Below are 24838 nucleotides of genomic sequence, written 5' to 3'. Positions count from 1 at the left end.
TCGCGGTTAGGGAAATTTGGATTATCGAGAATTAAGCAGATTGCTTCGCGACTAGCTCAACCGCCTCACGCGTTAACTGAGCCAATTCTTCCCACTTGCCCGCTTCAATAAGCTTTTTATCGACCATCCAAGTACCGCCACATGCCAGCACTCGCGGTACGGCTAGGTAGTCCTTAATGTTCGAAGGATTGATACCGCCAGTTGGCATGATTTCCACATCACCATAAGGAGCCAACAGTGCTTTCACCATGTTGACGCCACCAGAGGCTTCTGCCGGGAAGAACTTCAATGTTGTCAGTCCCATTTCTAACGCCGCTTCAACTGCGCTTGGGTTATTGACACCAGGTACAATATCAATACCAATCTCTTGGCAAGCTTTAACGGTGTTAGGGTTAAATCCCGGAGAAACCACAAAGGTTGCCCCCGCTTCTTTGGCTGCAATAGCTTGTTCACGATTGAGCACCGTACCAGCACCAATCAGCATGTCTGGCTGCGCTTCACGCAATAGATGGATGGCCTCGACAGCGGCATCAGAGCGAAATGTAATTTCGGCTGCTGGCAGACCGTTTTCTGCCAACACTTTACCCAGTGGGATGATGTCTTCTGCACGGTCAATGGCGATCACTGGGATCACTTTTAACGCTTTCAATTGAGCTTTTAAATTCGACATGTGGTTTCCTGTATATCTATTTTTTGAACTGAGCAATGGCCGTATTGGTTGCCAATCGTGGGATGATGGCGCCTTTGTGTTGAATCACGGTGCCTGCGAGGGTATTCCCATTCATACACGCTTGTTTGATGTTGCCACCAGACAAGTACGTCGCGAGGAAACCACCATTAAATGAATCGCCTGCTGAAGTGGTATCGATGACATTGTCTATGGGCGTTGTTGCCACAGAGTAAGGCTCAAATGTATTTGAATCCGCGACTAAACAGCCCTCTGCACCGAGCTTAACCACCACATTTTTCACCCCTTGCTTCTGCAAGCGCGTGATTGTGTCGTACGCCGTTGCATCACCCCAAATAAGCTGTTCATCATCGAAAGTGACCAACGCCAAGTCGGTAGTCTGGTACATCGCTTGATAGCATGTTTGAACAGTCTTCATTTGGTCTTGCGGCCAAAGTGTCGGGCGGAAGTTACTATCAAAAGCAATCTCAACACCCTTAGCTCGCAAGCGACTCAAAAGATCAAGCAGTTGGAGACGATCTTTCTCCGGCAGAATCGCCAAGCTAATACCACTGACAAACACCATATCAACTAGCTTGAGTGATTCAGCTACACGTTCAAACTCGGCGTGTTGGAGCAAGTAGCGCGCTGCCGATTGATTACGCCAATAAAGAAAAGTGCGCTCGCCTTGGTCATCTAACTGAATCAGATATAGGCCCGGCGTGCGCGTTTCGTCTCTCAAGACTAGCTCCGTAACCACACCTTCTTGTTGCCAACGCGCCACCATGCCGTCACTCAGTGGGTCTGTTCCCATGGCGGTGACGTATTGCACCTGCACTTGCGGTGATGCGTCTAGGGCTTGGCTGCAACGGCTGAGGTAAACCGCCGCGTTAAGGGTGTCACCACCAAACGTCTGCTGCATGTCGCCAAACGGCTTGCCGTTCAGCTCGATCATGCATTCCCCAAGTATTGAGATTGTCTTCATAACGGTTTCTTAAGCATGCTGAGTAGACCTGTCGAAGTGAGACAAGACAGGCCTACATAGAGAGAAGAAAGGACTACTTGTTATCGATGCGTACGAACATCATGGTCATTGCGAACGACAGTGCAAACACACCAATCACGCCCAATACCGCTTGAATAAAGTTCTGAGTACCACTTGCCAAGTAAGCTGGCAGACTGAATACCGAAGAAAGAATGTAGCTTGTTAAGTGGGTATCGATAGTCACTGAAATCGCGCCGACGATACCTGTTGCTAAGCTCGCCATGAACAGTGCTTTGGTGTACTTAGTCAGTACGCCGAATAGCGCTGGCTCTGTGATACCAAGAATAGCGGTGACACCTGAGCTCACTGTCACTGAAGACTGCTCTTTACTTGCGTATTTGCGCTGCTTGTACCAAATCGCCATGGTCGCGCCTGCAATGCCTAGGTTACCCAAACACATAATTGGCATCAGCAAATCTTTTCCGTACAGCGCGAAGTTGTTCAAGCTGATTGGCGTCATGCTGTGGTGAATACCGAATACAATGGTAATTGGACGAGTCAAACCAAACACGAAACCGGTCAGCGTTGGTGAGATCTCTAATAGTGAGCTCACTACCCAACCTGCGCCGTTGCTTAGCCACATCCCCGCAGGGGCAACAACAGAGAGCACAAGAGTTGACGTCACAGTGAAAGCAAGTAGCGGCGTGAATACTGGTTTGGCAGAAGCAGGAACTAACTTATCTACCATAGGGGTGATTTTGGACAGTACCCAAACCGCTAGAATCGCAGGCACGATCGCGCCGCCATAGTTAAGCAACTCAATTGGAATCACACCAAATACGTTCAGCTCTGGGGTATTTCCTGCTTTAGAAAGAATGGTCGCTTTTTCCAATAACTTAGGCGACATCATCGCTGCAGCCACTGCTAACGCAATGTATTCGTTCACTTTAAACACTTTCGCCGCAGAGAAAGAAACCAACATAGGTAGGAAAAAGAATACTGCGAGAGAAATCGAACGGAAGAAGAACACCGTATCCGAGCTTTCTGAAATCACGTTGGTCGCAATTAAGCCCGATAGCAGACCCATCAACATGCCCGAACCCGCAATCGCAGGTACGACAGGGCCAAAGATGCCCGCTACCACGCGCATTGCGTTTTGGAATAGCTTGCCTTTCTCTTGCTCGATTTCTGCATCTTCTGGTGCAGCACTTGCTCCAGACAAGGCTAAGTACCATTTTTCAACGTCAACACCGATGATCACCTGCGTCTGACCTTGTCCAAGCACCACGCCTTTTACGCCTTGAATTGCTTCAAGTTTTGCTTTGTCGGCTTTCGACTCGTCTACCAGCTTGAAGCGCAAGCGGGTCATGCAGTGGGTAATGTTAGCAATGTTCTCGTTGCCGCCAAGTGCTGCGACCAATTCTTGTAGTTTCATGCTAAAGCTGTCTGCCTTACCTGACGACGCATCGCCAGTTGCCATGTTTGTTTGTGTCAATTGCATCATACTTTCCTATGTGCTTTGTCTGCTCATTCACTGCGCTCATCTTAGCTACTGGAGGTATTTATCCAATCGACAAATTAGTGATTAAACTCACATTAAAACGGCTAAAAATTAAATTTTCGGCTTTTTTCGCCAATTGGTTCGTTTTTCTTGCCGAATTCAAAACAGGAACGAACCAGTTAAATTTAAGCATAATTTACCGCTTGTAATTTGTATTTTTTCACGCTTATATAAAATAAATCCTGTTAACTAGAGATAGTTTGAAGTGAACAAAAATACCATATCAAATATTGAGTGCGTGATTACCAAGCCAGACAGACATAACCTGATTACTGTTATTGTAAAAACAGAATCTGGTGTAACGGGCTACGGTTGTGCGACATTCCAACAACGACCATTGGCAGTAAAAACCATGGTTGATGAATATCTTAGGCCATTATTAATTGGTAAAGATGCAAATAATATTGAAGATCTGTGGCAAATGATGATGGTCAATGCATATTGGCGCAATGGCCCAGTGATCAACAATGCTATTTCTGGTGTTGATATGGCACTTTGGGATATTAAGGCAAAAATAGCCGGCATGCCGCTTCATCAATTATTTGGTGGTAAGTCTCGTGACGCTATTCAAGTATATACGCATGCCACCAGCGATACGATGGAAGGCTTGTATGAGCAAGTCGATAAATACCTAGAACAGGGTTATCAACATATTCGCTGTCAGTTAGGTTTCTACGGCGGTGTGCCAGAAAATATTCAAACGGCACAAAATCCAACCCAAGGCTCTTACTACGACCAAGACCAATATATTGAAAACACGGTAGAAATGTTCAAAAACCTACGTGAAAAATATGGCAAGAAATTCCATATTCTTCACGATGTACACGAGCGTTTGTTCCCGAACCAAGCGATTCAATTCGCGAAGCAAGTCGAGCAGTATAACCCGTTCTTTATTGAAGATATTTTGCCGCCAAGTCAGACAGAATGGTTGGATAATATTCGCAACCAATCGAGCGTATCTCTGGCTTTGGGTGAGCTGTTTAACAACCCTGAAGAGTGGAAAGCGTTGATCATCAATCGTCGTGTCGACTTCATCCGTTGCCACGTGTCGCAAATCGGTGGCATCACACCAGCATTGAAACTCGGTCACTTCTGTGAGAGCTTTGGCGTTCGTATTGCTTGGCACTGCCCACCAGATATGACGCCGATTGGCGCCGCAGTGAACACTCACTTAAATGTGCATCTGCACAACGCCGCGATTCAAGAACACGTGGAGTACAAAGCCAATACACAGCGCGTCTTCCCGAACGCAGCAGAGCCAATCAACGGTTACCTATACGCATCTGAAATTGCAGGTATCGGTGTGGAGATGGATCGCGAAGCGGCACAGGACTTCCCTGTTGAATACCGCCCACACGAATGGACGCAAAGCCGTTTGCCAGACGGCAGTATTCACACGCCTTAATGCCTTGTTTGTCCTAGCGACGGCGTTAAATGCAGACCTAAAAAAACGACCGCTATTCGCGGTCGTTTTGATCTCGGTAGTTAAGACTCTCGGGATTAAACTTGGTGTGATAAGTACACTGGTAATTAATATCAATAATATCGCTCACCACAAAGACTTCACCTGTTTTTAAGAATCCTCGATTAGTAATATTCATCGCTGAACTATTGCGTTTACAACCGAGTAAATCTGCATCTTCTTTTGACACGTTAATTGCTTGATAACTCGTTAAATAACTGTCGATTTCTAAACCTAGAGACAATACGTGTTTCTGTAGTGAACTTTCAATAATCTCTTCGGTAATTTTAGGAAACATACTTACGGGTAATTTTGTTTCCTCAATTTGTGTCACTTTCCCCTGAATTAATCGCAGACGTTTAATATTCCACAGATATTCATCTTCCTCGATAGAAAACATCTGCATTTCATGCGTAGTCGGTAAACGTTTATTCAGCTTTATTTTCTTGTATGAAATCTCACCAAATTTATTTTCAGTGACCGAATTATAGATGAGTGGTGAACCAATAATTGAGGTATTAACGAAATAACCTGAACCCACTTTGGATTTCACAATACCAATCGCTTCAAGTTTGGACAGCGCCTTCCGTACCGAAAAACGAGAGATATCATACTTTTCCGCCAATTCACGCTCAGATGGCAACTTCACATCGATGACGTTTTGGCAAATTTTACTGATGATATCTTGAACTAATTCTTCGTATTTCTTCATAAGCATTCAATTATTATCGACAATAAGTAATTTATACCATTTTTTACTTATAAATATAATCAAAATACCGAAACTTAGAAGCAAAATAGAGAGTGTATACAGGCTCAGTTATTCAGTATTGGGGCTTTTTAAACGAACTGCATCGTTGTCTAGTTTGAATACTCACCTTCTTGTACTCAGACCATACAGATAACCATTGGCATCGAAAGCACTTTAAGAGATCGGTTTTAAACGCGCCATATCACCGACAACGCCCTTACTTGCCTTTGCTCTCGGCTGATAAATTCTCACATTTATGCAATCAAAGTCAGCGGACTGTGAAATTTCATTCACAAAGAAAAATATTGCTAGCTGAATTTTATTGAGCTCGACTATGATTCGCGCTCCTGTGTTTTGGTGATTTTTTAAATGAGAATTTATACCGCTATTATCACGGCAGCATTGGCTGCAACAACACTTATCGCTCCTGCACACGCAGACGATAAATTCACTTTAGGTCGTACTATCTTGCTTGAGCACGGTAATCTAGCTGCAAAAATCCCAATGGTGATTTGTCGCAACACCAACGCGATCAAAGTGAAAGCAGAGAAAGACCTAGAACTAAGAAAGGTCGTTGTGCGATTCCAAAACGGTGACGAGAAAACCATTCGCTTCCACCGTGATTTAAAGAAAGACAAGATGACCGACTGGCGTTACTTCGGTTACCGTCGCTGTGTGAAAAACATCGAAGTATACGGTAACTCAGAAGGCTCTAAAGCGGGCGTGCGCGTTTACGGTAAAGAGAAGAACGATTAATCGTTACTGATCTCGACATTCAAAAGGGATGAGTATCCTCCTCTCTACGAATACAAAAATCCCTCGTCGATTGGCGAGGGATTTTTATTGTCAGTCAGAAACGAAGAAGGTTCTTATTCTGGCACAACCAATTCGGTTCCATTGACCGTAATTTCGACTTTGCGCGCGGCTTGCTCGCGATGTTCTTGTTCAATGACTGACGTCTCAAGACGAATGTTGTTCGCTTTCACGCCGTGCAAAATCAAGAAATCCGCCACGACTTTTGCTCGCTCTTTCGCTAAGTGATTGTTGTACTCCAGATAAGCAGGCTTACTGTCTGCCCCTCCTGTCACCACCACTTCATAGCTTTCCAACTCAGTAATTCGAGTGGCCAACTGCATCAACTGAGCTTCCATCTCTGGGTTGAGCGATGCATCGTCATAGCTATAAACCGGACTGTTCTCCGCTAGAATCACGGTTTGCTCTTCTGGCGTATCCTCTATGTGCTCAATAGGTTGCGGATCGTAACTGCTGCTCGACCACGGATGAAGCACCAGAGACAAGTTCACCTGACGCAACTGCTCGGTGTCTTTTTTGTCGTAGTACTGATCGAGCACACTGACATTAAACAGATTGTCGAATTGCAACGAGACGTCGATGTACTCACTCAGAGCATAGTAACCGCCCACCGACAAGTACGGTGCCACGCCGCTGGTTTCTGTCGGTGAATCTAACTGAGGCTTGTCCATGTCGGCGTTGTAGACGTAGCCACCCACACCAGCAAACAAACCACCATCGCGCCACAGTGACCATTTGTGTTTGGCGAGAATGTCCAAGCCTTTCATGTCAAAACCATTGCCGTCCGATAAGCTGCGATAGCCTAACTCATAATCAAAAGACTGCGTCGAGATACCTAAGCTGTACTTCAAACTGGTGATGTCGTTGTCGTGCTTGTAAGGATCGTCTTTAAACTGAGCGAGTCCCCCTCCCACTTGAAAATACAACCCATTGGATACCAAAGTATCGATAACGCCTTTCTCGGGTTCGTCGACTTGCTGAGCCTCTTGTGCCAAAACTGGGGAGAGTGCAAAAACAGAAATCGCGAACAAAATCATTTGTTTGTAATTCACAAGCCTTCCCCTATAAGTAAGAAACGGTGTACACCACCATTCCCTCGAACTTCCCTTTCTTAATGTTGGCAGGGTCGAAAGGCACCAGTTTGGCGAGGTAACGGTCATAGCCGACTTGCTCTACTTCGTAGCCATCACCGACAGGCTCATTAAGTTGCACCTCTTCACCACTTGGGGTGTAAAGCTTGATGCCGTAGGATTTGATTTCTTTGCCGCTTTCGTCAAAGACAGGCACATAAGATCGGTTGGTCAGATCACGCACGTTATCAAAATAACCACGTAGCTTAACGGATGGACAATCGGCTCCGTACTTTAAGTTGCGAACGATAATAGTGAGAGGGCGAGGCTCGGTTTGCACAATATCGTCCACACCAATGCGCCCGTAGTCGATGTTATTGTTCTTGATCTCCAGCTCAACCAAACATTTAGAAGGCTTAAGGATGTCCATGTTCTGAATTACGCTGCGGTAGTTCGCATACGCACCGTTGTAACCTAACTCCCCATCTAACTGGAAAATGTTGACCGGCGCGCTATATCCAGAGAAGTCCCCCGGCCCCGTAACAATGATGGGCTGGTATGTAATGGTTTTGGATGTTTTAGTGCGTGATTCACAAGCGTTGTTGTCTTCACTAGCACTACACTGAGGAACCCTAAAGCCATCGACCGCCGTTTTTACACCATAAATATCTCGGCCTTCATATCGAAACCCTACCTTAATACCGGGAATATTCGGGACGACGGTATCTCCCGTTTTACCGGGCCAAAAGAACACTTGTTCGGGGAAATCCTTCAGGTGAGGGAAATTCGTCGCATCTTTATAGCAAGTAACATTCACCGTTTGAGACGGGCCACGCCATACCACTTGCCCATCAGGCGCATCAATGGGTACCGATGCAGAAGGATCAATGTAGAAACTGCTTACACCGCCAGGACCACTCCCACCAAAACTCCCACCGGCTTCTGTGCTGTAGCAGGCTAACGCCCACGCATTGGGAGCCATTGAGAGCCCCGTAACGAGCAAACAAAGTGTTAGAAATAACGCTCTCATCATTAACCCTCACTTTCGTCTTTGGCCGTGCAAATGCTTTTTGAATTGCAGAAATAGGTGTTGCTCACCGTGGCACCATAATCATTGATGTGGCTTAACGTGTATCGGTCGCTTTTTTCTACTTTCAACGTTCTGCTGGTGAACGGCGCAAGCATCACAGGGGTGAAACCCGTCGCGTCTTTCTTCGCTTTCCCCACCATCAACTCAGAGTAAGTCACGTAAAATGGCGAACCGTTTTCTACCAAGATCTTATTGCTGCCCGTGCGCTTAATTTTGGTCGCGCTCGCCACCGCTTTATCGACACGCTTAATCTTGTCCAGACTGGAAGGTCGATAGAAAAATTTGATCACCGATTCAATCGCGATTTGGATAGAACCACTGGCAGTTTCTGCGACAGCATCATCGTGCTTTTCATGCTCCGAAGGCGGCACTTCGCGAACATGTAAGAAGTAAGCCGTTTCCCTGTCTTGCGGCAGCTGGGAAGCGGTTGGCAAAGATTTGATGCGCAGCATGGCGTAATCTTTACTCTCGATTCTCAGCACGGGTGGAACAACGATGAATTTGTCTTCTACATCCTTTCCGTCCATGTCCGTCAACCAAGATTGCGCCAAGAATGGAATGTCAGCGGGGTTCTTGATTTTGACGGTCTCTACCTTTGAGTTACCTTCATAAACCACACGAGTTCGGTCTAAAGCCAATGCCGCATTCGCCGATGCCGAGACCATCAAACAACACATGATGGCTAGAATTGATTTTTTCATAACTTCTCAACTACTGATTAATTATCACAATGAACGGAACGGATGACTTCTTTACTGTTTAGAATTGAGTCATCAATGATTAAGTGGCAGCTTTGGTTATCCCCCCAGCTCACACTGATTTTTGAATCGAGATTGACGCCGACCAGATAAGCTGTTGAGTCTTGCCCTACAATGCCAATCTCTTGATTGAGCTCGTCGTCAAACACCAATGCACCAAACGGAATGTCTTGTTCGCCTTGCAAGCGCGCCATAAAGTTGCTGCCTTGGCGGGCCTTAATTTTTTGATAGCCGATCGCACCCTCGGTCAGCACCATGCTCTTAACGCTGCCGAGCACCTCAACATCATCAGGTAGTGATTTGTAATCGATGGTGTTGTAGCTCTTTTGATAAGGCGTCACGCCATTGATCAGCGCCAAGCCAAACGCATTGGTTTCTTCGTTGTTGCTACCGTTAATGGTGACGTCCGGTACATTCGAGTCGATAAGAATGCGCGACGTACCAGAGTTAAGTGCACTGTAAGCCAAGCCATGTTTTGAAAGCAGCACCGTACCCATCGCATTGGCGTTTACTTGGCTGTACGAGTTGGTTTTGTAGCTGCCACCCACAGACGTCGACATGAATGAGAAATCGCGATTGTAGTTGCCACTTACGCCGTTGGATTCACCCTCGTAAACATCGTAAGCAACGCGATAGTTAGAACCGTCGTCGTTGTTGTATCCCGAGTAGGCAAGGTTTTGAGAGTAGTCACCACTGCGTGAATTGGTTTGAACTGAGACAGTGTTGCTGCCACCAATAGGAATAGAGATCCCCAATGACCAGCCTTTTTCGTCAATGCTTGGCGAGTATTCATTAATGCCCGACTCATAGTCGTAACTGATGTATGAATCGTTCGACTTGTACAGGTTCATCGTTAAGTAGAGATCGATCCCGTTGATCTTCAACGGATGCGAAATATTGACGTCGTAACGAGAACTGTCGCGGCGATTGTCCCAATAGTTGTTTGAGGTGTAAGACAAATACGCACTGGTCGAGCCAAAGCTCTGGGTTAGTGCAATGTACTTTTCATCTTTGCGGTTGTTGTTCGCGGCATAGACGATGGAAGAAGTGCGGTCATCATAAGACTTCAAATACTCATCAAATTCGTAGTATTGCTCTTCCGAAAATCGGTAGCCTGCCACACGTAAACCCAAGCCAAAGTCGGTCAGCGTGTTGTTGTAAGTAAAGCCATAAGACAAGCCAGAGGCATCCGTGTCGTCGCCTAATTTCGCCTGCGCAGAAGAAATATCGAATGAAGCCGCCCCGAAGTAATTCAGGTTGATGCCACTACCGAAAGTGTAAGATTGGTAATCTTCAGAGAGCAGCGTTGCAGAGAACAACGACAGGTAGTTGTTGACACCATAGGACGCTTCGGCGGAAAAGAACTCTGGCGTGTGCTCATAAGCGTCACTGTCCGGTACGCCCGCTGAAACGCTATAACGCACATGATTAGGTCGAGTTAGGTACAGCACATCTGCACCGTTCACTTGGTAACGTTGAATCGTCCCGTCAGCTTGTTTGACCTCAACATCCAACGTACCTTGAGACGCTTGTGATAGGTCATCAATCAGATATGGCCCCGCATTCACATTCACTACTTTAAGTACGTTGCCTTGCTGGCGAATGGTGATCACCGCATTGGTATTGACCGTGCCAGAGACCACTGGCGAGTAACCACGCAAGTTAGATGGCAGCATTTGGTCATCGCTTTGCAGACGAACGCCCGTCATTTGGAACGAGTCGTACACGTCCGAGCCAAACTGGGTATTACCGAACGTCAATTTCGATTTAATGCTGCGAATCGGCGCGTAGCCATACAATGAAGTAAAGTCACCCGAGTAGTTGTTAGATGCTTGGTAATTTGCTCGAAAGCGAAACGCTCCGGCATTTAGCCCAACAATGCCGTAGGTGGATAGATCGTCATTCCAACCGTTTTCATCGTCTTGTTGGCTAGAAAAGTAGTTAACGTTGTAATCCAGATAGAGCGCGGCGATGCCATCGTCCCATAACCGATCAGGCACAAAGCCATATTTGTACTCATTCGCGATGTATTCTTGAGGCGTCGTGATGTCTAAACGTGCTTTACCGAGATCGGACGTGACTTTGGTGTAGCCGACATCTTCAAACTGATAACACACACCACCATCAACTGAGATCGCGTTTTCTTTGTAGACTTTATAACCACGCTCGCTAAGAGGAAGGCTGTCCATTAATGCATCAGAAATGCAGGGTTTATTGTTATTAAATACAATATTTTCTTTGGTTAAGAACTCCCCATTAATATAAACCTCTAGCTCATATTTACCGTCTTCCACAAAGTTCGCATTCGAGAATTTGCTTAAATCGACACTATTTTTACTTCTTATAAAATAATCATTGAAGCTGGTCGCGTAAGAAAAAGAAGGAAAGGAAAGTACAATTATTAAACCGAGTAAATGACGACGCATTTTATCAACCAGTGTTTTTTATTAGAACGAGAGCTTTGGCTAAACAGCCAAAGCTCTCTCGGCAACTGCTTATGGGTACGTTACGCGTAGTAGCGCCCAAGATTCTGCAACACCCGCTGTAACAGGTGTTGCTGTTACGTCTACGTTTGCTTCATACGCTGCAGAGAAAGACGCGATGTTTGTGCCGTCTACGATTACGTTGCTTGCTGCTACGTCACCGTTGTCGATTGGGTTACCATCGTGAAGGATACGTACGCCAACGCCCGTTGCACCGCCTTCAACGCTGAATAGGTCGCCAGTAGTGTCTGGGTTAGAATCGAATGTGAATTCCGCTTTTGTTGCTACAGTCGTATCACAATCCGTCAGCTTCACTTGGAAAGGCACTGGTGTAGAGCGGTCACCTTTTGCTTTAAAGATGTGCGTTGGCTGTTGACCAAGTTGGATTGTCTGATCGATGCTGTCTGGTGATAGACCACATGCTGATTCTACGATTTCACCTTTGAAGTAAACGTTGGTCGTGTTTTCTGCCAAAGCAGGGGTTGCAGACATCAGTCCAAAAAGAAAAGTAGCTGCGATTGATGAGCGAATGAATTTAGCTTTCATTTTTAAATCCCGTGTATTTTTAGCGAATAAATGCAGACAAGAAGTGATGACTTCTTATTGTTGCAATTTAGTTTTTAATAAATGTGTGGATGGAAACGTTTTATTTCCAACTCGATATGTTTGTATCGTTTCACAAACATTATGATTTTTGGTTAGCGTGAATGTTATTAAGTTCTAAATCATTAATTCTCCCTAAATTATTTGCTCCTTTTCATCAAGAAATAATGCATTCTTGTTACGAGCCTATATGTTATTTACCTGTTCCAATTTACATTCATCCATTTAAACGTTTTTCCGAAGATAACGATGACTCGACGTACAATTCGTGAAAATTAAGTGTTATTTGAGGAGCTCCAAGTGCGAATAGTCAACAACTCGCCTAATACATAATCTGACGTTCCAGAATATATATTCGAACAAAAGCCAACCTCTTCAAGCTGAAGGACTCGAGCTTTCTTTGCCGCTTTTCTTTCAGCCGCGACGATCCAAAAAAATTTTGCCTCACTTTCGTACAATAGCTCAATCAAACGCTCAATCGTCGACAGCAACGCACTGTAAGTTAAGCTTTCAGAGTGGAGAAGAATGAAAGTATCGCCTTCGATTCGATATGTGACTGATGCTAAATAGCACCCAGTAACAGACCACTGCTCCGTTCGCTCCCTACCTGTCACAAACGGCTCATACTCCTCAACGGAACAGAGACTTCTAAGAAACTTATAACCACTGCCTTTTTCTTTTAAACGCCGCCACCTCCCCTGCCTTTGGGGAAGTTCAATCAGTCCAAAATTTCCTCTTCGAAAGCGCTCAAATCTCTTCATCAGTTGAGGTTTTTTCGGAAAGCCACAAACCTTAAGTTCATCTACACTGATTCTGAGAGCTCTAAATATTTGAACCATTCGTTCAGGTGTCGGTTGTATCTTCTCGCTTTCCCAACGAGAAAGTGCATTCACATCAAGCCCAGAAAACAAAGAGAAGGAAAGATCGTGCAAGCGCTCAACTAACTCTCTTTGAGACCAACCTCTTCTCTTTCGTGTCATTCGAAGGTGATGAGAAAAGTTCGATTTCATCTTCTGTTCTCCTGCACTGCTTAATTGACTTATGAATCAAGAGGTTAAATAGGCATAAAAAAGTTAAGCAATACGGACATGCTCTGTATGTTTGAGGAGGATAGGTTGTAGAATTTGTCTCGAGTTATTTGATGCTATGCCATTAAAAAATAAAGAGAAATGTACAAAAACGGCATTTTGATTCAATGGTAAAGAACAACTACGTTGATATCGATAGATTCAGCCTTTACCTGAGCAACCCTATCAAGAAACCGATGACTCACCGTGCGTTTCAGCCACAAATGGATGCAGAAAAAAGACGCAAATAATCAGCGCTAGGAATTCAAGACATTAGAAAACGTGAGGTCGCGGTCGCTTCCTCAGTCATTGAGAATATGAACTGTGTTGTTATTGGCTATGCGAAAAAGTAGTCAAACAGCCGCAATTGCGCCCTTCTTGTATCTTCATCAGATATGCCAATGTACCTCAATGTTGTCGCAACAGATTGATGACCGATGATAGTAGCAACAAGGCCAATATCCATATCACTTGAATGATAAAGGTGACGTGCAAAGATTTTACGCAGGCTGTGACAACCAATCTTGTGTTGGCGAAGCTCATCGATACAACAAGATAAGCATGAGAATACCCGCCAGCACGCTTGTCGAGAAATGACACCTCGCTGCCTTTTTGCACGATTACTGCCCAGTGTCGCTCTTGAAAAGATGAATCCGCTGTCTCGACCTTGCCATACTCTTTGTCGCTTTTTTAATGCCGTTAATGTTCGCGGACTGAGATAAGCCACTCTTTTTTTCACTGGCGCACTTTTGGTTGCTTCTTCTAATCGTGTTTGGACGCTATCTTTCCAGCAGCGAGGAACAAGATCAGTGATGTGTCGATAGTCACATACGTAAACAGAAAGCAGTTTTGTGTGATCACGCTTGTAGTAGTTAAGTAACTCATTTTTGACACTTTTTAAGACTTTATGCCTCGCTCTAGCTTGTCGGGCTAGCGTGCCTTTACTCTCAATCACAACCACTTCTCCGGATTCGAAATTGATATTATCGTAACCCAACTTGGTGATATCGGTAATTCGTAGCCCTGTTTCAATACCTATTCTCCAAATTAGCCAATACACTTCATCATGATGACTCTTGAGGTATTTCTCTGCTTTTTTTACAAGGCGTTTGTCACTGATTGCCTGTACGGTACTCATAAACATACCTTCCATTGCGTTATAATTATTAATAATTAAAATATAGTTCAAACAACCATGAGTAATAAGGATGAGTGTTCGTCAGTTATTACCCAATGCTTATTAACCCGTATTTGAGCGTATTTTTCTCATGCTATGGTGCAGGGCAGGCAATGATTGGTTGAGCCCAATCCCCTGCACAAAATCCTCTGGACTATATCAAGCTGAATTGGCCTTCCGACAGTGCTGATCTGTTCGGTAAATACATCTCTTAACTTGATAATTTATCTAGACTTATAACTATATTGACTTTTTACTCAGAAAGATGGCGGTTTGCTTGGTGATAAGAACGGTGCTCACCCGTTAGATAAGCCTTCGTTTTGTGATCTAGTTATCATTAGGATTTTTTTACTGAACCAAGATCACAATAAGTCTCATTAAATTTGTTACGTTTTGATGACCTTAAAGCACCGCTCATAACCGTTAATTTAAGGAGTGGGAAAGGTCCCTTTCATTTTTGAATGACAAGAAAAAAGACACCTATTAATCAGGTGTCTTTTTAATCAATTAGACAATTAAAATCGTTCGATTACTGAGCTTGCTGCTTCATCGATTCAAACTTTTTAATTTGTTCTTGTTGGCGCTTTTCTAACGTCGACTTCTGCTCATCAGTCAGAACGTTGTAAATGTCGTTTTGTGCTTTTAGTTTTGCAAGCTGGACATCGATTTGTGTCTTGTTAGCTCGTTCAAGCAGCGCTTTTGCTTTTGCTTCGTCAAACGATGACGCTTTTACTAACTTCTCAAACTGCTTCGCACTTTCTTGGATATCTTGTGGCGATTGCTCCTGAGTCAGCGTACTGCTTAAGTTAAGCTGAATTTCTTCAATCTTAGCTTGCTGATCAGCAGTAATGCTTTCTAAACCAAATGGTTTTGGCGCTACAGGTTGAGTGGGTGCCGCTTCTGCAAATACATTGGCACTGCTTAGGAGTAAAATTGTCGACAATAAGTAGCGTTTCATTGGGGGAACCTTTATTTACTTCAATCAGGAGTAAGGTCAGACTCAAGCGATACCATATGGTTTCCTGCCTATTATTAATGTGCGACTTTCCTTCACAAAAACAGCATTAGAAGTGCATCGCAAGGAACCGAACAAAAAATAAGGAAATGCGTCGTCTTTTTTCGGCCTCTGTCGTCTTAGTTATTGTTTTACTGAATTTTAAGAGATTATGTTTACCTTCAAACCTGCAATCATAGAGATTGATAACCATCCAATCGCGATTTCACCAGATGATCAGAACTTGGTAGAAACAGCCCGCAAGGTCAAAGTGAATATCGCTGCGCCCTGCCTAAAGAACAAGCGTAAACACGGTTGCTGCCATGCTTGCAAAGTAGAAGTTAATGGCACGCCTCTTTACGCGTGTAAGGTAAAGCCTCAATCAGGCATGAAAGTGATTGTGCGCCGTGCAGATTTAGACGAAGAACGTAAACAAGCGATAAAAACTTACAAACAACAAATAAAGAAAGGCGAAACAAAGCCCTGCCAATGTGGCTAAATCGCGCAAGGAATTGGCAAAGCGAGACAGAAAAAGGGCGACTCACACGTCGCCCTTGTAGATGATTACGATTTTGGATTTAGAATAATCGTTGTTCGCTTAGCTTTGATGCCAAATGCCTCTTTCGCTTTGGCTTTTACTTCTTCTAACGTCACACTCTGAGCCGCTTTATCTACATCAAGCAATGTGTTTAAACCATATCCATGAACAAGATAGCGTGTGTAAGCCCAGCTACGTTGGCCCGGATTATCATCCAAATCCTTCATTGCAACCGCAAGTTGTTTAGCTGCGGTATCAACCTCTTTTTGAGTGATATTTTTAGCCAGTTCATCAAAAACCTTATCTAACTGCGCATCCATTTTGCTAACGTCTTTAGGATCGATTTGAGATTCCAAGAACCAGTCGGACACCATTTCACGATCTTGTGTGATTGGATAAATACTCGGGCTGTAATCCAAGCTTGCATCTTCACGTAATTGCTCTGTAACACGCGCAGCCGCAATACGTTGAAGCATGTCTTCCACAATCATGTCATGCCCAGTTCTTGGCGACTCGTGCTGATTGGTTAGACGTAATAAATACATCGATGACGGTTCGTTACCTTCTTCCATCACCGTTCGGCTTAATGCATTCGGGTTGAACTCAATCGAGTAATCCACCGGTTCCCCTACCTGCATATCAATAGAGGCGACGTATTTACGCAACAATGGGGTAATTTGTTCTGGTTCAACATCCGCCACAATGACCATTTTAAAACCGCGATTGTAGTTGAACAAAGCATCATGTACCGCTTGAACCTGCTCAGGTGTCACATCCTTTACACCATCACTTGGTAACAAACGATGGCGACTGTTTGGTAAGTACGAGTTTTCGTTCGCCGCTTTAATCCATTTCCCCATCGACGACTCAAAAAAGGCACGGCGCTGCTGAAGAAACTCTCGTTTCACCGCTTCTAGTTGGCGTTCATCCACTTTGATATCAGTGGCAATGTTGTACAAACCATTTAACGCACTTGCCAAATGCGCTTTCGGAGTAATGACCTCTATGCCATGGTTAGTTGGTCCTAAAATAGGGAACAACGAGATATCGTTTTTACGTAAATAACTGTCGAGTTCAGAACCAGAAAAATCACCCAAACCACTACGAGCTGCTGCCATCGTTGCCACGTCAAACGCAGGATACAGTGGCTTATCTAACGCGGCTTTACCACCTTGGCTGACGAAGTAAACATAAGCTCGATTGGCCGCTTTATCATCCTTTTGGAACCACACATCCACACCGTTTGACAAGGTATACACTTGGAAACCACCCGCTTCTTCACGAGTACTTACAATAGTGCCTTCTTTCTTTGGCTGAACAAAACCATCGGCTTTCGCGTACATGTTCAAAGGCTTTTCCCCCGCTTGTGCGTAAGCGGCACTCAACAGGGCAAATTCTCCAGCGAACTGAGCTTTATTTTCTGTTTTACCTAAGCCGACAACAAAACTTGCTGGCTGAGAAAGAAGAGCCTCCAACGCTTCATTCGCATGGGTTAGCGTATTGCTCTTAACAAACGTCGACAAGCTCAATTCATAGCCTGCTTTGGATTGGCTCACTGAATCTTGTTCTAGTTGGAATACACGCGCTTCTGCATAGCCTGCTGGTTTGCGTTTCGACCAATCAGAATCGAGATTAGCCAGCTCCCCATACCAACCCGACATGATCCCGTCGAGTTCTTGTTGAGTAACACCATAGTCACGCAAGGACGTCAATGTGTTCATGAAGATTTGCTGGATTTTCTCTCGGCGCTCTGGTGCAAATGAAACACCAGCAGACATCATGCGGTGATAGTTTGAAGAGTATGGTTGTGCGTACGCGTATTGAAATGACTCCGCAGCATCATTCAAAACACTAAGTAGGCGTTGTTGAATAAGTTGAGCACTGATTTCATCTTGCCATGCTTTATGTTGATCTTGCATGGTTTGACGACTCACCGAATCTCGGTCGATAATCAAGTGCAAACTCGGCGACTCCATCTGACTACTTGGCAAAATACGGTCTGCATTTTTTGCTCGGATGTCACGACGTTTTTCAACAACAGCATCGGATGTACTATCCCAGTTAGAAAACTTACTCTCAATAATCTTAGTCAGTGATTCTGCATCCACATTACCCGTCACGATAAGCTCTGCGTATTGTGGTTGATACCATTTGTCATAAAACGTTTTGAGTGCAGGCGAAGTTGTGTTTTCTATAGAACTACGTGTACCAATAGGGTCGTGCTCTGCGTAAGGCGTGCCTTCAATTGAAGCTTGGTACGCGTTAAAAGATAGGGATTTATCATCGGGACGAGAACGTCGCCACTCACCTAAAATGACGCCTTTCTCTTTCTCCACTTGTGTTGGATCAAACTGAATACCATCACTGATGTCGCGCATCCAAGTTAGCGCATCATCAAGCTTGTCAGGGTTAGCCAAATCCAACTTATAGGTCGTCTGTTGATAGGTCGTTGTGGCATTGATATCTGCACCAAAACTGCCACCAGAAGCTTCAAACAACTTCACTACATCATTACCAGAAAAATGGGTACTGCCGTTGAACGCCATGTGCTCAATAAAGTGTGCATAGCCTTTTTGATTGGCTTCTTCTTGGAATGAGCCAACGTTCATCATCAAACGTACCGAAACTTCTTCATCTTGAGTTGGGTAAATGTGGTATTTCATCCCATTGGGAAGTTGGTCAACAACCCAATTAGGGTCAGTTTGAAGAGGTGTAGATTGGGGCGTCAGAGCGCACCCTGACAGCAATAATGCGGGAATTAACAACGTGCTACGCATAACTATCGTCCCTAACAATGATTAATTGAGGCAATATATCGATCACGTCATATGCTTGATATTTAATATGAAATATACGCCCGAATAGTAAGACTTCAATCACACTTTATAAAAATAAGAATCATTTACAAAGACTTAGATAACGCTTTGCTAATAAACAAGTTAGTCCAAAAAAGTAAATAGCATTAAAGATTAATTCTTTATAAACACCGATATGGCTCAAATACGCGACATAGATCGGAATTTATTTTGACCACTAAAATATAATGGCCCGTGCAACACCACTTTTTATAAATATAACGAGCCAATCAAAATTTTATGCTTAAGAATTTATCTTTGAAAAACAAACTGGCGATATCTGCCAGTGCTGCCATCATCCTCGGGGGAGTGTTGGTAGAGGGGCTGTCTTTTCGTGATTCTTTGCAGCGACTGGATGTTGAAGTCGCGCAACGTTTAGAAAGTACAAGCGCATCTTATAACCAATATGTGAGTGATTGGATCCTATCCAAAGAACGAGCGCTTACATCATTGTCACAAGATGCAGAGAAATCCGCCATTGTGACCCACCTAAAACAAGTTCGTGATTCTGCCGCGTTTGATAACGTCTTCCTTGCGTATCCAGATGGTTCTCAAGACAACGCGAACGGTGTTGTACTTCCACCGGGTAACGACGACCCTCGCCAATGGGGTTGGTACACCAACGCGATCGCAAACCCTTCGAAAGTCTTTATGGATAACCCAACGGTTGCAGCAGCAACAGGGGCAAACGTAGTTTCTCTTGGTAAAGCCATACAGCTACACGGTCAAACCTCAGTCCTTGGTGCTGATGTAGAAATCGGTGATATTCTGAACAGCCTTAATCAAGTGATTCTGCCAGGTGAAGGTTACATGTTTATCGCCAATGACCAAGGTAATATCTTCACCCACAATGACAGCAAGCTACTTAACCAACCTGTTAGCAAATTGGGGCTGAACAACAGCGATATCACAACGGCAGCAAATTCCGGTCAAGATCGTACAGTATCCATCAACGGCAAAGACTTCGTGGTTTACGCGAAAGCCATTGACGGCACTAAGCTAACAACGGTCACGGTTCTGGATAATGACTCTTTAGTTGCCCCACTTTACGACGCAGTTTGGGGCCAAATCATCGCGACGACTATCGTGGTGATCATCTGCGTGGCTTTGTTTAACCTGCTGTGTAACATCCTATTCCGTCCGCTTTACAACGTATCTAATGCACTATCGCAAATCGCCAACGGTAGTGGTGACTTAACTCAACGTATCATAGTGGAAAACCGCGATGAGGTGGGTGAGCTCGCAGAAAACTTCAACCAATTCGTTGAAAGCCTCCAGAAACTCATCGGCCATATTCGTCATCAAGCGGAAGAACTAAACCAACAATCCGAGTTAAGCACCAAACGTGCAAATCAATCAGTTGATGAGCTAAACCACCAGCAACAAGAAATCACTCTTGTGGCTACGGCCGTGACTGAAATGGCATCTGCAACACAGGAGATTGCTTCTCATGCAGAGCAAACCGCCAAAGTAGCGCAAGATTCTTCAATGAGCACACAAAACGGTCATGCGTTGGTAGTGAACACCAAAGACTCGATCAACAACCTGTCTTCGGAAGTAAACCAAGCCAGCGGCGTGATCAGTGAACTAAACCAACACGCTCAAGACATCAATACCGTGCTGTCGACCATACGTGACATTGCAGAGCAAACCAACCTACTAGCATTGAACGCCGCGATTGAAGCCGCTCGCGCGGGTGAACAGGGCCGTGGTTTTGCTGTGGTTGCGGATGAAGTGCGTGTTCTATCGCAACGCACTCATACATCAACAGAAGAGATCAAGTCCACCATCGAAACGCTTCAGCGCACAACTCAGCGTGCTGTTACTTTGATGGAACGCAGCTCTGAGCTGGCAATAGGTTCGGTAGAAGATGCCGACCGCGCTTCTCAAGCACTGGACGAGATTAATTCCGCAGTTGCGATGATCAGCGATATGGCAACACAAATCGCGACAGCCGCAGAAGAACAAACTCACGTGACCAACGAAATCACGCAGAACGTAACTTCGATAAAAGATGTCACGGATCAATTGGTCGTTGGTGCGGAAGAGTCGATGACTCAATCTTCTGAATTGAAATCGCAAGCAGAAGACCTCAACTCACAAGTCGCGACCTTTAAACTGGCATAAATATCTTTTTCTAGTGATCTACCAAACCCCGCCACGAGCGGGGTTTGCTTTTTTTCCTTCCGCTACTTTTGTCTTCATTTGACCCGAAAAGGCGAAGAAACCGTACAAAAAGGCATAACAATCATCACCATCACCTGTCTGCGAAAGCAAACTCCACAGAGAGTACGGCAGACTTTTATCTAGGGAAACGGCTCAACATCACCAGTTAAAAACGTTTGAAGGGGTGCGCTTATGAACCTAATGGATCTTCCCAAAAAACGCGGAAAATGGAGTCTCGAACTGTGCAAACAGAGTGCGGCTCATTATCAGACACGAACCCAATGGTGCGAAGGGTGCAAGGCAGCCTACAGCGCCGCTTATCGTAATGGATGGCTAGATCAGTGTTGCGCGCACATGCAGCAAGTCGGCATCAAATGGACATTTGAGAAATGTAAACAAAGCGCTGCGCGATACAACACACGGTCACAATGGAACCGAGGCTGTAAAAGTGCTTATCACGCCGCCCGTAAAAACGGCTGGGTGGAGGACTGCTGTGCACATATGCTCCCTTCTCGGACCGGTAAAAAATGGACCTTCGAAACTTGTGCAGACAACGCCAAACAGTACCAAACACGCTCCGATTGGCAACGCGGTTGCAGCGGTGCTTATAACGCGGCCAACCGAAACGGCTGGCTAGAAGACTGCTGCCAGCACATGAAACAAATAGAGTTGAAGTGGAATCGAGAGGCCTGTGTCAAGAGCGCAAGCGCCTTCCAGACCCGCACTGAGTGGATTGCCGCTTGCAAAAGCGCTTACCAAGCAGCGAGAAATCGCGGATGGTTAGAAGAATGCTGTGAGCACATGGGGGCGCCAAGAACACAGAAAAAATGGACGTTCGAAACATGTAAAGCCAGTGCAGCTAATTATCGAACGCGAACTGCATGGCAAGAAGGGTGCAGTGGCGCGTATTTCGCAGCACACCGCAATGGCTGGACACAAAAGTGCTGTGAACACATGCGTTCTGCTCGCTCAAAGTGGACGCTCAAAATTTGCAAAGGCAGCGCGTCCTACTTCGCAAACAAGCGAGATTGGTTACGCTGTTGTCGAGGTGCTTACAATGCCGCTCACCGTAACGGTTGGCTTGCAGAATGCTGCTCACACATGGAGAGACCGCGAGCAGCATGAGGAAACTACTTCGCTGCCGCGCCTGTGAGCTTACTCAGCACACCACTGACTTTGGCCAACACCTCGTCACACCCTTCAATCTTGTGGCGCTCTTTTAGATACATTGGGTTGTTGTAAGCGAGCCACGTTTTGCCTTCTGCATCTTCATAAACCAGCACTTTTTGCGGCAAATCGATCGCCACCTCTTGGGCGCATTGCATCAGCGGCGTGCCCACTTTTGGGTTACCAAACACAATGACTTCGGTTGGTCGTAGCGCCATGTCGACCTTAGCCGCATTCTCTTGGTGATTTACACGCGCAAACACGTTTAAGCCCTTACTTTGCGCGATTTCGACAAACTTATTCGCGGTATCTTGCACCGAATGTTGACTCGCGACTCGTACTACACTTTCTTCTGCCAAAGAGGAAAATGACGCCAACACTGCGACCAATCCTACCGTTATTGCTTTTACCATCTGCTGATTCCTTATGCTTCGATCTCACTACCCAAAAACTATAGAAGCCAAGACCCAGACTCGCGACCTGCACGTGTCTGATTTTCGGCTTTCCTTATCAACAATAGACCGACCCAGAGTGAAAATTGATTCAGATTAATAAAGCGTTAATCAGTCCAACATTAAAACCGTGAAGCACATAAAATACGTGACCTATTTTACTGAGTAAGAGATAACTAGTGACACGCGATCAATTTGAGTTATTAGCCCCGGGCGGCGATCTGGATTCCATCAAAGCAGCCATTGCTGCGGGTGCCGATGCTATCTACTGCGGACTAGACCGTTTTAATGCCCGCAATCGAGCGACCAACCTCACTTTAGATAACTTGAATGGCGTGCTGACGCTAGCTCATCAGCACAACTGTAAGATCTTCCTGACTCTGAACGTATTGATTCTGGAAAGCGAAATCCCAGCCATCGTGCGTTTGCTCAGCCAATTAAACACCACCGCAATTGATGGCGTGATCGTGCAAGATCTTGGTTTGGCTTACATTCTCAAGAATCATTTCCCAGATCTAGACTTACACGCTTCAACTCAGCTCAACACGCACAACGAAGGACAGATCTTGTTCCTTAATCAGTTGACGGCGAGCCGTGTGAACCTCTCTCGTGAACTGAACATCAATGAGATCAAACATCTAGCTCAGTTTGGTCGTGAGCATGATGTGATGATGGAAGTGTTTGTGCACGGCTCTTACTGCATTGGTTTCTCTGGCATTTGCTACATCAGTTCTGCGCGAAACGGTGCTTCGGGCAACCGTGGTCGCTGCAGCCAGCCTTGTCGTGAGCAATACGAAACCACCAAAACAGGCAACAGCTACCCACTCAACATGAAGGACAACTCAGCATTTGGCGATTTAGAAGCACTTGCCGATGCGGGCGTGTATTCGTTGAAAGTGGAAGGCCGCATTAAGAAATCTCACTACGTTTACACCGTAGTCGATAACTGGCGTAAACAGATTGATCGCTTGTGTGATGGCGTAGAGCTGTCGAACGACACCACAGAGTTGTACACCGTATTTAACCGCGATTTCTCTAACGCATTTTTGCAAGGCGATTTCGGTAAAGCGATGTACATCGATAACCCTCGCGATCACGCTGTAAAACACTTCTCAAAGATCTACAAATGCGAATCCGCCGATGATGTGCAAGGCGTGAAGAAGAAGCTCTACGACGACAAAACCGCAATCATTGAGAAGGTTGCAGAGAAGACTCAAGATTTTGATGTGACTTCAACGCAAGCCTCTGGCAGCAGCCTAAAAGGCGCGATTGATGTACCGACTTTACCGACGCTACCTCAACCAGATATGCGCGAAGGCGCTCCGAAGCTATCTGTATTGATTTCATCAATAGAAGACACCGCACTATGCGAAGACAGCAATGTCGATGTGTATTTCCAGCTACCAATGGGATTGGCGGGTGAACTGAATGCGATGATCGAGTTGTTCCAAGCAAATCCAAGATTGAAACCTTGGTTCCCTGCGATTTTGATTGGCGACGATTACCAAGCCTCACGTGCATTCTTAGAAGCAGTGAAACCAGAATTGTCGATCACCAATAACTCTGGCGTGGGTATTTTGGCCCAAGAGCTGGGATTAGGTTGGATTGCAGGCCCGCAAATGAACACAGTGAACTCCTACTCGTTCAAATGTTTGCAAGAAGAGTTCGCCGCAAGCGGTGCGTTTATCTCTAACGAGCTGAACATGAAGCAGATGCGCCACATTAAGCGCCCGCACAACATGCGCAGCTACTACAGCATTTACCACCCGAACACACTGCTCACCAGTCGCCAATGTTTGTTCCAACAAACCGAAGGTTGCCGCAAGATTAAGGTAAATAAAGGCTGTTTGAAGCGTTGTGACAAGCGCACATCGATCATCAACTTAAAAGACAACCCGTATGTGGTGCAAAAACAAAAAGGCAGTCACAACTCGATCTACAGCGAGCACAACGTATTGAACCTGCAAGTACTGCAGGATTTGCCACAGCTGTTAACTGACGTATTGATCGACCTACGTGGCATTCAGACAGAAACTAAAGTCACGATGACCAAACCTGAATTGATCGATGCCTTTACCGCTCTGTTGAATGAACACAATGAGCAGCATGTTGGGGCACTTAATACCGCGATTCACCCGACGGCAAACGCTCAATACTTGAAAGGCTTGTAACGGAATCT

The 24838-nt window shown here is 45.3% G+C and carries 20 protein-coding genes; 6 read left to right on the top strand and 14 right to left on the bottom strand.

Annotation, left to right across the window (positions count from 1 at the left end):
• Positions 1-31: 31 nt before the first annotated feature.
• The 3 genes from C1S73_RS19260 to C1S73_RS19250 form a co-directional block, all read right to left on the bottom strand.
• On the bottom strand, positions 32-670 hold the full coding sequence (locus C1S73_RS19260) for a bifunctional 4-hydroxy-2-oxoglutarate aldolase/2-dehydro-3-deoxy-phosphogluconate aldolase (RefSeq protein WP_038868891.1): 639 nt from the start codon (positions 668-670) through the stop codon (positions 32-34).
• A 16-nt stretch (positions 671-686) separates the two neighbouring features.
• Positions 687-1652 (bottom strand): sugar kinase, encoded by a 966-nt coding sequence (locus tag C1S73_RS19255; protein ID WP_038868889.1) that lies wholly within the window; start codon positions 1650-1652, stop codon positions 687-689.
• A gap of 73 nt (positions 1653-1725) precedes the next feature.
• Positions 1726-3132 (bottom strand): PTS transporter subunit EIIC, encoded by a 1407-nt coding sequence (locus C1S73_RS19250; protein WP_227740542.1) that lies wholly within the window; start codon positions 3130-3132, stop codon positions 1726-1728.
• A gap of 286 nt (positions 3133-3418) precedes the next feature.
• On the opposite strand from C1S73_RS19250, the gene C1S73_RS19245 reads away from it, so the two are divergent.
• A complete protein-coding gene (locus C1S73_RS19245) occupies positions 3419-4618 on the top strand; it encodes an enolase C-terminal domain-like protein (RefSeq protein WP_038868887.1) in 1200 nt (399 codons plus the stop codon).
• A 52-nt stretch (positions 4619-4670) separates the two neighbouring features.
• Here C1S73_RS19245 and C1S73_RS19240 read toward each other — a convergent pair whose 3' ends face one another.
• Positions 4671-5387 (bottom strand): GntR family transcriptional regulator, encoded by a 717-nt coding sequence (locus C1S73_RS19240; RefSeq protein WP_038868886.1) that lies wholly within the window; start codon positions 5385-5387, stop codon positions 4671-4673.
• Between the two features lie 408 nt (positions 5388-5795).
• Between C1S73_RS19240 and C1S73_RS19235 the strand changes: the two genes are divergently transcribed.
• Positions 5796-6182 (top strand): DUF2541 family protein, encoded by a 387-nt coding sequence (locus C1S73_RS19235; RefSeq protein WP_005434277.1) that lies wholly within the window; start codon positions 5796-5798, stop codon positions 6180-6182.
• Between the two features lie 113 nt (positions 6183-6295).
• On the opposite strand, the gene C1S73_RS19230 is transcribed toward C1S73_RS19235, so the two are convergent.
• The 8 genes from C1S73_RS19230 to C1S73_RS19195 all read right to left on the bottom strand — a co-directional run bounded on the left by C1S73_RS19230 (position 6296) and on the right by C1S73_RS19195 (position 15445).
• Positions 6296-7291, bottom strand: a complete 996-nt coding sequence (locus tag C1S73_RS19230; protein ID WP_038868885.1) for an OmpA family protein — start codon at positions 7289-7291, stop codon at positions 6296-6298.
• Between the two features lie 10 nt (positions 7292-7301).
• Complete coding sequence (locus tag C1S73_RS19225; RefSeq protein ID WP_038868883.1) at positions 7302-8342, bottom strand: adhesin; 1041 nt, start codon at positions 8340-8342, stop codon at positions 7302-7304.
• The gene (locus C1S73_RS19220; protein WP_038868881.1) at positions 8342-9100 is read right to left on the bottom strand and encodes a fimbrial biogenesis chaperone; all 759 of its coding nucleotides are present in this window, start codon (positions 9098-9100) and stop codon (positions 8342-8344) included. The genes C1S73_RS19225 and C1S73_RS19220 overlap by 1 nt, the downstream gene beginning before the upstream one ends.
• Positions 9101-9117: 17 nt before the next feature.
• Positions 9118-11583, bottom strand: a complete 2466-nt coding sequence (locus C1S73_RS19215) for a fimbria/pilus outer membrane usher protein (protein ID WP_081634770.1) — start codon at positions 11581-11583, stop codon at positions 9118-9120.
• A gap of 69 nt (positions 11584-11652) precedes the next feature.
• A complete protein-coding gene (locus C1S73_RS19210; protein ID WP_009706582.1) occupies positions 11653-12186 on the bottom strand; it encodes a fimbrial protein in 534 nt (177 codons plus the stop codon).
• A 332-nt stretch (positions 12187-12518) separates the two neighbouring features.
• Positions 12519-13253, bottom strand: coding sequence for a helix-turn-helix domain-containing protein (locus C1S73_RS19205; protein WP_038868877.1), 735 nt, complete (start codon positions 13251-13253; stop codon positions 12519-12521).
• A 394-nt stretch (positions 13254-13647) separates the two neighbouring features.
• Positions 13648-14448: a tyrosine-type recombinase/integrase gene (locus C1S73_RS19200; protein WP_038868874.1), complete on the bottom strand. Its 801-nt coding sequence runs from the start codon at positions 14446-14448 to the stop codon at positions 13648-13650.
• A gap of 568 nt (positions 14449-15016) precedes the next feature.
• A complete protein-coding gene (locus C1S73_RS19195; RefSeq protein WP_038868873.1) occupies positions 15017-15445 on the bottom strand; it encodes a Spy/CpxP family protein refolding chaperone in 429 nt (142 codons plus the stop codon).
• Positions 15446-15653: 208 nt separating this feature from the next.
• Here C1S73_RS19195 and C1S73_RS19190 point away from each other — a divergent pair, with 208 nt between their 5' ends.
• Entirely contained in the window at positions 15654-15980 is a 327-nt protein-coding gene (locus tag C1S73_RS19190; RefSeq protein ID WP_038868872.1) for a 2Fe-2S iron-sulfur cluster-binding protein, read from the top strand.
• A gap of 65 nt (positions 15981-16045) precedes the next feature.
• On the opposite strand, the gene C1S73_RS19185 is transcribed toward C1S73_RS19190, so the two are convergent.
• Positions 16046-18796 (bottom strand): M16 family metallopeptidase, encoded by a 2751-nt coding sequence (locus tag C1S73_RS19185; RefSeq protein WP_038868870.1) that lies wholly within the window; start codon positions 18794-18796, stop codon positions 16046-16048.
• 318 nt (positions 18797-19114) lie between these two features.
• Between C1S73_RS19185 and C1S73_RS19180 the strand changes: the two genes are divergently transcribed.
• Both C1S73_RS19180 and C1S73_RS19175 read left to right on the top strand, forming a co-directional pair.
• On the top strand, positions 19115-21001 hold the full coding sequence (locus C1S73_RS19180; RefSeq protein WP_038868869.1) for a methyl-accepting chemotaxis protein: 1887 nt from the start codon (positions 19115-19117) through the stop codon (positions 20999-21001).
• A gap of 231 nt (positions 21002-21232) precedes the next feature.
• Complete coding sequence (locus C1S73_RS19175; protein ID WP_038868867.1) at positions 21233-22165, top strand: hypothetical protein; 933 nt, start codon at positions 21233-21235, stop codon at positions 22163-22165.
• Between the two features lie 5 nt (positions 22166-22170).
• Here C1S73_RS19175 and C1S73_RS19170 read toward each other — a convergent pair whose 3' ends face one another.
• Complete coding sequence (locus C1S73_RS19170) at positions 22171-22620, bottom strand: DUF302 domain-containing protein (protein WP_038868866.1); 450 nt, start codon at positions 22618-22620, stop codon at positions 22171-22173.
• Between the two features lie 218 nt (positions 22621-22838).
• Between C1S73_RS19170 and C1S73_RS19165 the strand changes: the two genes are divergently transcribed.
• Entirely contained in the window at positions 22839-24830 is a 1992-nt protein-coding gene (locus tag C1S73_RS19165) for a peptidase U32 family protein (protein ID WP_038868865.1), read from the top strand.
• The last annotated feature ends 8 nt before the right edge of the window (positions 24831-24838 follow it).

Source organism: Vibrio jasicida 090810c (assembly GCF_002887615.1).
Classification (GTDB): Bacteria; Pseudomonadota; Gammaproteobacteria; order Enterobacterales; family Vibrionaceae; genus Vibrio; species Vibrio jasicida.
Note: the sequence above shows the minus strand (reverse complement) of the source record. Positions and strands in the feature narration are given on the sequence as shown.

Excerpts from the sequence above, each read along its gene's own strand:
- C1S73_RS19260 (WP_038868891.1), bottom strand. The coding sequence starts at position 670 with ATGTCGAATTTAAAAGCTCAATTGAAAGCGTTAAAAGTGATCCCAGTG.
- C1S73_RS19255 (WP_038868889.1), bottom strand. The coding sequence starts at position 1,652 with ATGAAGACAATCTCAATACTTGGGGAATGCATGATCGAGCTGAACGGC.
- C1S73_RS19250 (WP_227740542.1), bottom strand. The coding sequence starts at position 3,132 with ATGGCAACTGGCGATGCGTCGTCAGGTAAGGCAGACAGCTTTAGCATG.
- C1S73_RS19240 (WP_038868886.1), bottom strand. The coding sequence starts at position 5,387 with ATGAAGAAATACGAAGAATTAGTTCAAGATATCATCAGTAAAATTTGC.
- C1S73_RS19235 (WP_005434277.1), top strand. The coding sequence starts at position 5,796 with ATGAGAATTTATACCGCTATTATCACGGCAGCATTGGCTGCAACAACA.
- C1S73_RS19225 (WP_038868883.1), bottom strand. The coding sequence starts at position 8,342 with ATGATGAGAGCGTTATTTCTAACACTTTGTTTGCTCGTTACGGGGCTC.
- C1S73_RS19220 (WP_038868881.1), bottom strand. The coding sequence starts at position 9,100 with ATGAAAAAATCAATTCTAGCCATCATGTGTTGTTTGATGGTCTCGGCA.
- C1S73_RS19215 (WP_081634770.1), bottom strand. The coding sequence starts at position 11,583 with ATGCGTCGTCATTTACTCGGTTTAATAATTGTACTTTCCTTTCCTTCT.
- C1S73_RS19210 (WP_009706582.1), bottom strand. The coding sequence starts at position 12,186 with ATGAAAGCTAAATTCATTCGCTCATCAATCGCAGCTACTTTTCTTTTT.
- C1S73_RS19205 (WP_038868877.1), bottom strand. The coding sequence starts at position 13,253 with ATGAAATCGAACTTTTCTCATCACCTTCGAATGACACGAAAGAGAAGA.
- C1S73_RS19200 (WP_038868874.1), bottom strand. The coding sequence starts at position 14,448 with ATGAGTACCGTACAGGCAATCAGTGACAAACGCCTTGTAAAAAAAGCA.
- C1S73_RS19195 (WP_038868873.1), bottom strand. The coding sequence starts at position 15,445 with ATGAAACGCTACTTATTGTCGACAATTTTACTCCTAAGCAGTGCCAAT.
- C1S73_RS19190 (WP_038868872.1), top strand. The coding sequence starts at position 15,654 with ATGTTTACCTTCAAACCTGCAATCATAGAGATTGATAACCATCCAATC.
- C1S73_RS19185 (WP_038868870.1), bottom strand. The coding sequence starts at position 18,796 with ATGCGTAGCACGTTGTTAATTCCCGCATTATTGCTGTCAGGGTGCGCT.
- C1S73_RS19180 (WP_038868869.1), top strand. The coding sequence starts at position 19,115 with ATGCTTAAGAATTTATCTTTGAAAAACAAACTGGCGATATCTGCCAGT.
- C1S73_RS19175 (WP_038868867.1), top strand. The coding sequence starts at position 21,233 with ATGAACCTAATGGATCTTCCCAAAAAACGCGGAAAATGGAGTCTCGAA.
- C1S73_RS19170 (WP_038868866.1), bottom strand. The coding sequence starts at position 22,620 with ATGGTAAAAGCAATAACGGTAGGATTGGTCGCAGTGTTGGCGTCATTT.